Below are 11,966 nucleotides of genomic sequence, written 5' to 3'. Positions count from 1 at the left end.
GATGGGACGATGTCGGAACAGGTCGTGCAACGCGCCCCGAAGCGCGGTATCTGGGGCTGGATGCTGTTCGACTTCGCGCAGCAACCCTTCCATACCCTTGTCATCACCTTCGTCTTCGCGCCCTATTTCGCGGCGCAGGTGGCATCGAACCCGGCCGAGGGCCAGGAATACTGGGGCTATGCGGCCGGCATCGGCGGCGCGATCATTGCGCTGACATCACCCATCCTCGGCGCGATCGCCGATGCCAGCGGCCCGCGCAAGCCGTGGATCCTGCTGTTCTCCATACTCGGCTTCATCGGCTGCTGGATGCTCTGGTATGCGACGCCCGGCATGGGCAATCTCGGCTTTGCCGTGCTCGCGATCGTTATCGCGCTCGTCGGCATGGAATATGCCGCCGTGTTCAACAATGCGATGATGCCGACGCTGGTGCCGCGCTCCGAGCTCGGCCGCCTCTCCGGCTCCGCCTGGGGCCTCGGCTATGTCGGCGGGCTGATCTCGCTGGTGATCGTGCTCGGCTTCCTGTCGGCCAGTCCCGAGACGGGCAAGACCCTGCTCGGCGTGTCGCCGCTGTTCGGCCTCGACCCGGCGACGCATGAGGGCGACCGGGCTTCGGGGCCGCTCACCTCGCTGTGGTATCTGATCTTCGTGCTGCCGATGTTCCTCTGGACGCCGGACGTCAGCCGGCGGGGCTCCGCGACCGGCGCGGTGCGGCGCGGCCTTGCGGAACTGTGGGAGACGCTGCGCACCCTGCCCTCGCAGCGCAGCTACTTCTCCTTCCTGCTGTCGTCGATGTTCTACCGCGACGCGCTCAACGCACTCTATTCGTTCGGCGGCATCTATGCGGCGGGCGTGCTCGGCTGGCCGATCATCAAGATCGGCATCTTCGGCATCCTCGCCAACCTGACCGGCGCGGTGGGCGCCTGGATCGGCGGCCGCGCCGACCAGCGCTTCGGCCCGAAGCCGGTGATCAGCGTTTCCATCCTGATCCTGATCCTCTGCTGCGTGACGGTCATCTCGACCACTCCGACACAGGTGCTGTTCATGACGGTCGCGCCGGAGGGCACGCAGTCGAGCCTTCCGGACATCGTCTTCTATATCGCCGGCGCCTTCATCGGCGCGGCCGGCGGCTCGATCCAGGCCGCCTCGCGCACGCTGCTGGTCGACCAGGTCGAGGGCGACAAGGTAACGGAAGCCTTCGGGCTCTATGCTCTCTCGGGCCGGGCGACCTCGTTCCTCGCCCCGTTCGCCATCGCCTTCGCCACCGCCTGGTTCGCCTCGGAGGCCTTCAACCTGTCGACCCAGGACGCCCAGCGGCTCGGCGTCACCCCGATCGTGGCGCTGTTCGTGATCGGGCTCCTGCTGCTGCCGTGGGTGAAGAGCAGGGATTACAAGCTGGCGGCGGCGTAACGAGATCGGTTCACGCTGCCGCCGGGGTCACTTCAGGTGCACGCCGGTCGCAGTTTGAAGGTGGGATATCACTGCGAACAGGCTGCTCGCCGTCGGGTTTCCCTTCGGTCCGAACATCTGCATCAGGCTCTTCGCGGGTCTTCCGGTCGCAGCCGCGACGGCCTCGAAGCCCACTGTCGCATTGATATAGTTGCGAAGAACGAGCTTCCACGTGTCCACCTCTCCCGACAGGAGAAGCTCGACTGCGTCGGACAGAAGAGCCGCTCGAAGGGCCGGGTCGCTATCGGCTCGGGCCTTCAGCGTCTCCTTGAAGTCGCGGGTGAGAAGCATGAACCTTCCCATCTCATTCGAATTGAGGGAGTTCTCTGACGGTTATTGCAAATGAAGTGGTAGCAAATCGGGCTTCTCCGCCTCACCGATGCGGTTCCAAGAACGATACTTCCATGGCTGGACCATTTCCAAGGGCGTTACCTTGGGAGCAAACCTCAATCCGGATTGCTTGTCGATTTGATCCAATCGCTTGAGGAGAACAGGAATTGCCCCTTCAGGTATGAAAAGCCAAGGACGCACGGGCCAGGAGACGGGCACCTTACAATCTCGAACGAGGGCTGCCTTGACCCCATCCCAATTTTCGTTCCAAGCGCGCAACCGCTTAGTTAGATCCGCTAGCTGAGCACCATAAGAAATTTCGCATAAGAAGATTGAATTGCTTCCGAAGTCGACACCGATCGCATCGGAATACCAATGCGGACCACTCGCGTCCGGGTTCGAAGCATCATTGATCTGGATGCAGCACTGTGTGTTGATAAACAGGGTTCGATCTGCACGCAGATAGTCGATCACCACATTCTCGTAGAAATTCATACATCCTCTTTGCGGAAGGCATTGCTCTTTGGTGCCGCCAATTCTCCATACGAGACCTGAGCCAAAGGATAGTCAATGGCCTGCCCTCAGTGCCTGAAATGCCGCATCCCGGTGAACACCATCGCGATGCCGGCTGCGTCGGCGGCGGCGATGACCTCGTCGTCGCGCATCGAGCCGCCCGGCTGGATGACCGCCGTGGCACCCGCCTCGACCGCCGACAGCAGGCCGTCGGCGAAGGGGAAGAAGGCGTCAGAGGCGACGACCGAGCCCTTGGTCATCGGCTCCTTCAGGCCTGCCGCCTCGGCCGCGTCCGCCGCCTTGCGCGCAGCGATGCGGGAGGAATCGACCCGGCTCATCTGGCCGGCGCCAATGCCCACCGTCGCGCCGTCGCGGACATAGACGATGGCGTTGGACTTGACGTGCTTGGCGATGCGGAAGGCGAACTTCAGGTCGGCCAGCTCGCGCTCGGTCGGCGCGCGCTTCGTCACCACCTTGAGGTCGAGATCGTCGACGGCCCCATTGTCGCGCGACTGGACGAGCAGGCCGCCTGAAACGGACTTCACGGTCAGGCCGGCCGCGCGCGGATCGGGCAGCGAGCCGGCAATGAGCAGGCGCAGGTTCTTCTTGGCCGCGACGATCGCAACCGCCTCGTCGGTGGCGTCCGGCGCGATGATCACCTCGGTGAAGATCTTGACGATCTCTTCGGCGGCCTCCGCATCCAGCGTGCGGTTGAGTGCGACGATGCCGCCGAAGGCCGAGACCGGGTCGCAGGCGAGCGCCTTGAGATAGGCGTCCTTCAGCGTCGCGCCCTCGGCGACGCCGCAGGGGTTCGCATGCTTGATGATCGCGACGGCCGCGGTGCGGGCCGGGTCGAACTCGGAGACGAGTTCGTAGGCGGCGTCCGTGTCGTTGATGTTGTTGTAGGACAGCTGCTTGCCCTGCACCTGGCGGGCGGTGGCGACGCCGGGGCGCGAGTCGCCGTTGACGTAGAAGGCGGCGTCCTGGTGCGGATTTTCGCCGTAGCGCATCACCTGTTCCAGCCTGCCGCCGAAGGCGCGCCAGACGGGATGCTCGATGGCGAGCGTTTCGGCGAACCAGCCGGAGATGGCCGCGTCATAGGCGGCGATGCGGGCAAAGGCCTTGGCGGCGAGCTTCTGGCGGAACTGGTAGGACAGGCTGCCGGCGTTCTCGTCCAGTGCCTCCAGCACGAGCGGATAGTCGCTCGGATCGGTGACGATGCCGACATAGGCGTGGTTCTTGGCCGAGGCACGCACCATGGCCGGGCCGCCGATGTCGATGTTCTCCACGGTCGCGGCGTAGTCGCCGCCGGCGCGGCGCACCTCCTCGAACGGGTAGAGATTGATCACGACGAGGTCGAAGGGGCGGATACCGTGGTCGCGCATCGCCTGCTGGTGGTCCTGGTCGCCGCGCACCGCGAGCAGGCCACCATGCACCAGCGGATGCAGCGTCTTGACGCGGCCGTCCATGATCTCGGGAAAGCCGGTGACCTCGGATACGTCGGTCACCGCGATGCCTGCCTCCGCGATCGCCTTGCGCGTGCCGCCGGTGGAAACGATCTCGACGCCATGCTTCGTCAGTGCCCGCACGAAGTCGATCAGGCCCGTCTTGTCCGATACCGAAATCAGGGCGCGGCTGACGGAGACGAGGTCGGGCGCGGGGATGTTCTTGGAGACGACGGCCATGACGATCCTTTCTGCGGAGGCCCGCTCATGCCTCCCGTGGCAGTTGATTGCAAGTGTCAACGCGGCCGCAGCAGCCATGCATTGCGATGATCCCCGGCGGACGATAGCCTCCGGCGACGAGGAAGACCGAAAATGACCGATTTCATCCATGACGGCCCACCCGCCGCGAAGGCGACGCTGCTTCTGGCGCATGGCGCGGGAGCACCGATGGACTCGGACTGGATGAATGCGATCGCGGGCCGGATCGCCGGCCATGGCATCCGCGTCGTGCGGTTCGAGTTCGGCTACATGGCCGCGCGCCGCGACAGCAGAGGCAACCGCCCGCCGCCCTCGCCCGCCAACAAGCTGATCGGCGAATATGTCGGTGCGATCGGCAGCGTGGAACGTAGCGGCCCGCTGTTCATCGGCGGAAAGTCGCTCGGCGGACGCATGGCGAGCATGATCGCCGACAAGCAGTTCAAGGACGGCGCTATCGCCGGCCTGGTCTGCCTCGGCTATCCCTTCCATCCGCCCGGCCAGCCCGAGAAGCTGCGGACCGACCATCTGGAAAAGCTCTCCTGCCCGACATTGATCTGCCAGGGCGAGCGCGACCCGTTCGGCACCCGCGAGGAGGTCGCCGCCTATCCGCTGTCGCCCGAGATCAGGATCGAATGGCTCACTGACGGCGACCACGACCTGAAGCCACGCAAGGCTTCCGGTGCGACGTTCGACGGCAATCTCGACATCGCGGCGAAGGCCGTCGCGGATTTCATGCTCGGAGCCGCCCATGGCTGACGCGCGCCTCTCCGAGCTGGAACTCGAGCGCTACGCGCGCCACATCGTGTTGCCGGAGGTCGGCGGCCCGGGACAGCAGAAGCTGAAGCGCGCGCGGGTTCTGGTCGTCGGCGCCGGCGGCCTCGGCGCGCCGGTGCTGCTCTATCTCGCCGCCGCCGGTGTCGGCACGCTCGGCATCGTCGACGACGACACGGTCTCTCTCTCCAACCTGCAGCGGCAGGTGATCCACGACACAGCGTCCGTCGGCAAGGCGAAGGTCGAGAGCGCCGGCGAGACGGTCGGGCGGATCAATCCGCATGTGACGGTCGAACCGCATGCCATGCGGCTCGATGTGTCGAATGTCGATGGCGTCGTCGCGTCCTACGACCTCGTCATCGACGGATCGGACAATTTCGATACCCGCTACGTGCTGGCCGACGCCTGCGCAGCGGCGCGCAAGCCGCTTGTTTCCGGCGCGGTCGGGCGCTTCGATGGCTCGCTGACCGTGCTGATGCCCTGGGAGCATGACGGGAAGGGCCGCAGGAACCCGACCTATCGCGACCTTTATCCGGAGGCACCACCGCCAGGCATGGTGCCGAGCTGCGCCGTGGCCGGCGTGGTCGGGGCATTGACCGGGGTGATCGGCACACTGCAGGCGATGGAGGCCATCAAGCTCATCACCGGCTCCGGAGAGCCGCTGGTCGGGCGCCTGCTGCTCTACGATGCGCTCGGCGCCCGCTTCGACACGATCCGCTACTCTGCACCGAAGGATGCGGCCTGACGTGCCCGTTCTCCTCACCGACGAGCAACGCGCGACGGCGGCCGGTGAGCGAGGCGAAGGCGCTGCGATGGCGATACGGATCGTGGCGCGCACGGCGGAGCTGCTTGCCGCGCCGCGGCTGATCCCGATCGCGTCGGCGCATATCGACGGGGCGCTCTATCATGGCGATTCCGGCACGCTGTTCGCGGAAAAGCTGGTCGAGGGCGGTGCGAAGGTTTCGGTCCGCGCCACGCTGAATGTCGGCGCGCTCGATCTCACCGGCTGCTCGCGCGACCGCCTGCCCGAGCATGAGCGTGGCATGGCACGGCGGATGATGGAGGCCTACCGCACGCTCGGCTGCGAGCCGAGCTGGACCTGCGCGCCGTATCAGGCCGGCCATCGCCCCGCCCTCGGCACGGATGTCGCGTGGGGCGAATCCAACGCGGTCGCGTTCTGCAATTCGGTGCTCGGCGCACGGACCAACCGCTATGGCGATTTTCTCGACATCGCCTGCGCCATCGCCGGCTGCGCGCCGGACTACGGGCTGCACCGGGCCGAGAACAGGCGGGCCCGCTTCGTGTTCGACGTCTCCGGCCTGCCGCCCGCCTTCCTCGCCTCCGAGATCGCCTGGCCCGTGCTGGGCAGCCTCTATGGCCGCGAGGCGGGCAACGATGTGGGCGTCGTCGCCGGCGTGGCGAAACATCCGGGAGAAGACGCGCTGAAGGCGTTCGGCGCGGCTGCGGCCTCCGCCGGCTCCGTCGGACTGTTCCATGTCGCGGGCGTCACCCCGGAGGCGCCCGACGTCGCGACGGCGCTGGGTGGAGAGGCGGCGGAACGCACGATCCGTGTGACGCAGGCCATGGCGCGCGAGGCGCAGTTGCGGCTCTCGACGGCGGACCGGGCCGACCGGATCGACGCGGTCGCGATCGGCAGCCCGCATTTGTCGCCACGCGAGTTCGAGGAACTGGCGAAGCTGATCGCGGGGCGGCGCCTCGCGGTGCCGTTCTACGCCTGCACCGGCCGGCATGCGCTCGCACATCTCGACAAATGCGGGCTTCGGCGCGGACTGGAGGCCGCCGGCGTCACCGTCGTCGCCGACACCTGCGTCGTGGTCACGCCGATCATGAAGGAGATCGCTGGCGGAGTGCTGATGACCAATTCCGGCAAGTTCGCCCACTATGCGCCCGGCAACACCGGATATGGCGTTCTCTACGGCTCGCTTGCCGACTGCGTCGAGAGCGCGGTGTCGGGCAGGCCGATCCTGGCGGCGGCATCCTGATGAGCAGCTTACGGGGCGAGATCCTCGTCGAAGGCCGCGGCGGCGAAGGCGAGGCGCTGGTGCTCGACGAACCGATCAGCTTCTGGGGCGGCGTCGATCCGAAAACCGGCCGGATCGCCGATGTCCGTCATCCACAGCACGGCGACTGCATCGCCGGCAAGGTTCTCTTCCTGCCGGGCACCATCGGCTCGTCGTCCGCCTCCGCCGTACTGTTGGAGCTGGTCCACAACGGCCATGCGCCGGCGGCGCTCGTCATGCACGAGCCGGACGCCATCCTGCTCCTCGGCCTGATCGTGGCGAAAGAGATGAGCTGGGAGACGCCGGTCGCGGTACGGCTGGACCGCACGCATTTCGCCTCCTTTCGTCATGCCCTCATAAAGGTGGACGCCGACGGAACGGCTTCACGTCTGGATACCAGATCGGAAGAACCAGACTCCTTGCTGACCTGAAGGGTTCGCGAAAGCCGCAGGCCTTGGCGGGCACGGCGACCGGCGCTGCAAAGCTTCATCTTGATGTCAATCAAGGCACGGACAGTGCGCTCGGGATAGTTCCGATCCCGCGATCACGATCCGGCGGGAGGAACGCATCGGAAGGTCGAGAAGGGATCAAGGAGACAGGGCAATGACCGACTTCAACGGCAAGGTGGCGATCGTGACCGGCGGCGCATCCGGCATCGGCGAGGCGATCGCGCAGGATCTCGCAAGAGGCGGCGCCAAGGTCATCGTCGCCGACCTCGACAAGGCGCATGCTACCAAGGTGGTCGATACGATCCGCGCCGCAGGCGGCACGGCCGAGGCGTTTGCGGTGAACGTGGCTGTCGCCGAAGAAGCCGAACGGATGGTCGCCTTCGCGGTCGAGACCTACGGCGCCCTGCATCTCGCGGTGAACAATGCGGGCATCGGCGGCCCGATCGCACCTGTGGCCGAATACCCGCTGGACGGCTGGAAGTCGGTGATCGACATCAACCTCAACGGCGTCTTCTACGGCCTCAGATACGAGATCGCCGCGATGCTGAAGTCCAGCGGCGGCGCGATCGTGAACATGGCCTCCATCCTCGGTTCCGTCGGCACGCCCGGCTCCAGCGCCTATGTCACCGCCAAGCACGCCCTGCTCGGCCTCACCAAGACCGCGGCGCTTGAATATGCCACGCAAGGAATCCGCGTCGTCGCGGTCGGGCCGGCCTATATCGACACGCCGCTGCTCTCGAACAATCTCGACGCCGAGACGCTCGGCGCGCTTGCGGGGCTCCACCCGATCGGCCGCATCGGCCGGCCCGAAGAGGTGTCGGCGCTCACCTGCTTCCTCCTGTCGGACGCGGCCAGCTTCATCACCGGAAGCTACCATCTCGTCGACGGCGCCTATACGGCGCAGTGACGGGACGGAGACCGGCACGGGATGCGGACGGCGCGCGCGGACAGGCCCGTCCGGAACCAGCCCCTCGAGAACGCATGGTATGCCGAGCCGCCCGATGCGGCGATCGAGGCGTTCGCGACACAAGCGGACGGCCTCGATCCCGCTGAGGCGTCAAGACGGCTCGCGAGCCATGGCCCGAACGAGCTTCCCGCCCCGCCGCGCGTCCATCCGCTTCTGCGCTTCCTTGGCCAGTTCAACAGTTCGCTGATCTATTTCCTGCTTCTGGCGGCTGTCGCGGCGGCCATGCTGGGGCACGTCATCGACGCGACGGTGATCGTCGCCGCCGTGCTGATCAACGCCATCGTCGGCTACGTGCAGGAAGGCCGCGCAGAACGGGCACTGGACGCCATCCGCGACATGATCGCGCCGCATGCCGTGGTGCTGCGCGGCGGCGAGCGGCACTCGGTCGACGCCCGCGAGATCGTGCCCGGCGACATCGTGGCGCTGGAGGCGGGCGACAAGGTGCCGGCGGACTTGCGCATCATTCGCGCGCGCGGCCTGCTCGCCGACGAAGCCATCCTGACCGGCGAGTCCGTCGCCGTCGAAAAGCAGGAACGCCAGGTGGCGGCGGATGCGCCGCTCGGGGACCGCTTCTCCATGCTCTATTCCGGCACGCTGGTGGCGACGGGACAGGTAATCGGCGTTGCCGTCGCGACCGGGGCGCAGACCGAGATCGGCCGCATCTCGGCCTTGCTGAGCCGCGTCTCCGCGCTCACCACGCCGCTGTTGAAGCAGATCGATCATTTCGGCCGGCTGTTCACCTGGTTTGCAATGTCGATGGCGGCGGCCGTATTCGCCTTCGCGGTGCTGTTCCGTGGCTATGCATGGGTCGACGCGCTGCTGGTCGTCGTGGCGCTGGCGGTCGGCGCGATTCCCGAGGGCCTGCCGGCGGTCATCACCATCACGCTGGCCATTGGCGTGCAGCGCATGGCCGCGCGCAACGCCGTCGTGCGCCGCCTGCCGGCCGTGGAGACGCTCGGCGCGACCTCCGTGATCTGCTCCGACAAGACCGGCACGCTGACCAGGAACGAGATGACGGCACGCCGCGTCACCACCGCGTCCGGCGAGACCCTCGTCACCGGCTCCGGCTACGCGCCTGACGGCGTGCTGGAGAGCGGATCGCCGACCGATCAAGCGCGCGACCGCCTCTTTCTCGCGGCGCATCTCTGCAACGACGCGGACGTCGTCGAGCGGGACGGGCAGTGGCAGGTCGTCGGTGACCCGATGGAAGGCGCTCTCGCAACACTCGCCGCCAAGGGAGGACTGCATGCCGCCACGATCCGCGAACAGTGGAGCCGGATCGACGAGATTCCGTTCGATGCCCGGCACCGTTTCATGGCGACGCTCCACGAGGGGCCGGGGGGCCAAAGGCGCGTCTTCGTCAAGGGCGCACCCGAGCGCGTCATCGGCATGTGCCGCGCCCTGGCGCGGGACGGATCCGAGACAGCGATCGACACGGACGACTGGAACGCCCGCATCGCCCATGCCGCAAGCCAGGGCGAGCGCGTGCTCGCCTTCGCGGAAATGCCCGCCCGGCCGGACACCGAACGGCTGTCCTTCGAGGCCGTGCAGAACGGAGGCCTGATCCTGCTGGGCACCGTCGGGCTGATCGACCCGCCGCGGCAAGAGGCCGTGGAAGCGATCGCCGCCTGCCGCTCGGCCGGCATCGCCGTCAAGATGATCACCGGCGACCATGTCGGCACCGCCGCGGCGATCGCCGGGCAACTCGCCATCGCCGACGATCCGATGGCGATCGAAGGGCGCGACATCGATGCAGTTTCCGACGAGGAGCTGCGCGAGATCGCAGGCCGCGTCAGCGTGTTCGCCCGCACCACGCCGGAACACAAGCTGCGCATCGTCCGCGCCCTGCAGGCCGAGGGCCACATCGTCGCCATGACGGGGGACGGCGTCAACGACGCGCCGGCTCTCAAGCAGGCGGATGTCGGCGTCGCCATGGGCCGCAAGGGCACGGAAGCCGCCAAGGAAGCGGCGGAGATGGTGCTGGTCGACGACAATTTCGCCACCATCGTCGCCGCCGTACAGGAAGGCCGGACGGTTTACGACAATATCCGCAAGGTCATCGCCTGGACTCTGCCCACCAACGGGGGCGAGACGCTGTGCGTCATCCTGGCCATCACGTTCGGCCTTACCCTGCCGATGACGCCGGTGCAGATCCTGTGGGTCAACCTGGTCACCGAAGTCACGCTGGGCCTTGTGCTGGCCTTCGAGCGGTCGGAGCCGAGCGTTATGCGCCGCCCTCCGCGCAGGCGGGATGAGCCCATCCTGTCGAGATTCCTCGTATGGCGAGTCGTGCTGGTCTCGCTGCTGTTCACCGCCGGCGTCTTCTTCGTCTACGAATATGCGATGCGGCATGGGCTGGGCGAAGACGCGGCGCGCACCATGGTGGTGAACACGCTGGTGGTGATGGAAATCTTCTATCTCTTCAACGTCCGCTACCTGCACACGACCTCGTTCAGCCTGATCGGAGCCATGGGGACACCGGCTGTGTTGGGGGCGATCGCCGCCGTCGCCGCCTTGCAGCTGGCCTTCACCTACGCGCCCTTCATGCACTCCCTGTTCGGAAGCGCACCCATCGCGTTCGCCGACGGGCTTCTGATCGTCGGCATCGGCGTGGTGCTGATGGTCGTGCTGGAAGCCGAGAAGGCGGCGATGCGCCGCCTGATGCCGCCGGCCGCGGCGGCCTTTTAGTTCCGGATCGGCAGCACGCGATCCGGCGGCCGGTGGCCGTCGAAGAAGGTGCGGATGTTGATGATCACCTTCTCGCCCATGTCGATGCGGCCTTCCAGCGTCGCCGAGCCCATGTGCGGCAGGATCACGACCTTGCCCTTCCTGGCGAGTTTCACCAGCTTCGGGCTCACCGCCGGTTCGTGCGCGAAGACATCGAGGCCGGCGCCGGCGAGCTTGCCCTGCTCGATCATCTTCACCAGCGCGTCCTCGTCGATGATCTCGCCGCGCGCGGTGTTGACGACATAGGCGGTCGGCTGCATCAGCGCGAGCCGGCGCGCCGAAAGCAGGTGATAGGTCGCCGGCGTCGACGGGCAGTTGACCGAGACGATGTCCATGCGCGCCAGCATCTGGTCAAGGCTCTCCCAGTAGGTGGCCTCCAGCTCCTCTTCGATCGCGGGCGCGACATGCTTGCGGTTGTGGTAGTGGATCGACAGGCCGAAGGCCTTGGCGCGGCGGGCGACCGCGGTGCCGATGCGGCCCATGCCGACGATGCCGAGGCGCTTGCCCCAGATGCGGCGGCCGAGCATCCAGGTCGGCGACCAGCCCTGCCAGGCCCCGCCGTCGCCCTGCAACACGTTCGCGCCCTCGACGAGGCGGCGCGGCACGGCGAGCATCAGCGCCATCGTCATGTCGGCGGTGTCCTCGTTGAGGACGTTCGGCGTGTTGGTGACGGTGATGCCCTGCTTCTGGGCGGCGGGGATGTCGATATTGTCGACGCCGTTGCCGAAGTTGGCGATCAGCTTCAGGTTCGGTCCGGCCTGGGCGATCAGGGCCGCGTCGATGCGGTCGGTGACGGTCGGCACGAGCACGTCCGCCTCGCGAATCGCCGCCACCAGTTCGGGCTGGCTCATCGGATGGTCGTCGAGATTCAGCCGTGCGTCGAACAGTTCTCGCATCCGGGTCTCGACCGGATCCGGCAGCTTGCGCGTGATGACGACGAGAGGCTTCTTCTTCCCCGGCATTATTTCCTCTTCGAGGGCGGCATCCCGGGTCCTGTTGAGACCTCTTTAACCAAGACCGGCGACATTCGTAGCCAGCG

11 protein-coding genes are annotated in these 11,966 nt (G+C 66.8%); 7 read left to right on the top strand and 4 right to left on the bottom strand.

The features are described from left to right. The first annotated feature begins 9 nt into the window (after window positions 1-9). A complete protein-coding gene (locus LRS09_RS14430; RefSeq protein WP_257807474.1) occupies window positions 10-1,407 on the top strand; it encodes an MFS transporter in 1,398 nt (465 codons plus the stop codon). A gap of 27 nt (window positions 1,408-1,434) precedes the next feature. On the opposite strand, the gene LRS09_RS14425 is transcribed toward LRS09_RS14430, so the two are convergent. The 3 genes from LRS09_RS14425 to purH all read right to left on the bottom strand — a co-directional run bounded on the left by LRS09_RS14425 (window position 1,435) and on the right by purH (window position 3,974). After that, window positions 1,435-1,737 carry a DNA-binding protein gene (locus LRS09_RS14425; RefSeq protein WP_257807473.1) on the bottom strand — a complete coding sequence of 101 codons (303 nt, stop codon included), beginning with the start codon at window positions 1,735-1,737 and terminating at the stop codon, window positions 1,435-1,437. Window positions 1,738-1,779: 42 nt separating this feature from the next. Continuing rightward, on the bottom strand, window positions 1,780-2,271 hold the full coding sequence (locus LRS09_RS14420; RefSeq protein WP_257807472.1) for a hypothetical protein: 492 nt from the start codon (window positions 2,269-2,271) through the stop codon (window positions 1,780-1,782). Between the two features lie 86 nt (window positions 2,272-2,357). Further along, window positions 2,358-3,974: a bifunctional phosphoribosylaminoimidazolecarboxamide formyltransferase/IMP cyclohydrolase gene (gene purH / locus LRS09_RS14415; protein ID WP_257807471.1), complete on the bottom strand. Its 1,617-nt coding sequence runs from the start codon at window positions 3,972-3,974 to the stop codon at window positions 2,358-2,360. Window positions 3,975-4,106: 132 nt separating this feature from the next. Between purH and LRS09_RS14410 the strand changes: the two genes are divergently transcribed. The 6 genes from LRS09_RS14410 to LRS09_RS14385 all read left to right on the top strand — a co-directional run bounded on the left by LRS09_RS14410 (window position 4,107) and on the right by LRS09_RS14385 (window position 10,888). Further along, window positions 4,107-4,748, top strand: coding sequence for an alpha/beta family hydrolase (locus LRS09_RS14410; protein WP_257807470.1), 642 nt, complete (start codon window positions 4,107-4,109; stop codon window positions 4,746-4,748). Further along, on the top strand, window positions 4,741-5,508 hold the full coding sequence (locus LRS09_RS14405) for a molybdopterin-synthase adenylyltransferase MoeB (protein WP_257807469.1): 768 nt from the start codon (window positions 4,741-4,743) through the stop codon (window positions 5,506-5,508). Before LRS09_RS14410 ends, LRS09_RS14405 begins: the two co-directional genes overlap by 8 nt. 1 nt (window position 5,509) lies before the next feature. After that, the gene (locus tag LRS09_RS14400) at window positions 5,510-6,766 is read left to right on the top strand and encodes an aconitase X catalytic domain-containing protein (protein WP_257807468.1); all 1,257 of its coding nucleotides are present in this window, start codon (window positions 5,510-5,512) and stop codon (window positions 6,764-6,766) included. Continuing rightward, window positions 6,766-7,215, top strand: coding sequence for an aconitase X swivel domain-containing protein (locus LRS09_RS14395; protein ID WP_257807467.1), 450 nt, complete (start codon window positions 6,766-6,768; stop codon window positions 7,213-7,215). The genes LRS09_RS14400 and LRS09_RS14395 overlap by 1 nt, the downstream gene beginning before the upstream one ends. Before the next feature lie 172 nt (window positions 7,216-7,387). Continuing rightward, entirely contained in the window at window positions 7,388-8,140 is a 753-nt protein-coding gene (locus LRS09_RS14390; protein WP_257807466.1) for an SDR family NAD(P)-dependent oxidoreductase, read from the top strand. 21 nt (window positions 8,141-8,161) lie between these two features. After that, a complete protein-coding gene (locus LRS09_RS14385) occupies window positions 8,162-10,888 on the top strand; it encodes an HAD-IC family P-type ATPase (RefSeq protein ID WP_257807465.1) in 2,727 nt (908 codons plus the stop codon). Here the strand turns inward: LRS09_RS14385 and LRS09_RS14380 are convergent. Beyond that, window positions 10,885-11,889, bottom strand: a complete 1,005-nt coding sequence (locus tag LRS09_RS14380; protein ID WP_085463682.1) for a D-glycerate dehydrogenase — start codon at window positions 11,887-11,889, stop codon at window positions 10,885-10,887. The genes LRS09_RS14385 and LRS09_RS14380 overlap by 4 nt on opposite strands. Between the last annotated feature and the right edge of the window lie 77 nt (window positions 11,890-11,966).

Source organism: Mesorhizobium sp. J428, from assembly GCF_024699925.1.
GTDB lineage: Bacteria > Pseudomonadota > Alphaproteobacteria > Rhizobiales > Rhizobiaceae > Mesorhizobium_A.
Note: the sequence above shows the minus strand (reverse complement) of the source record. Positions and strands in the feature narration are given on the sequence as shown.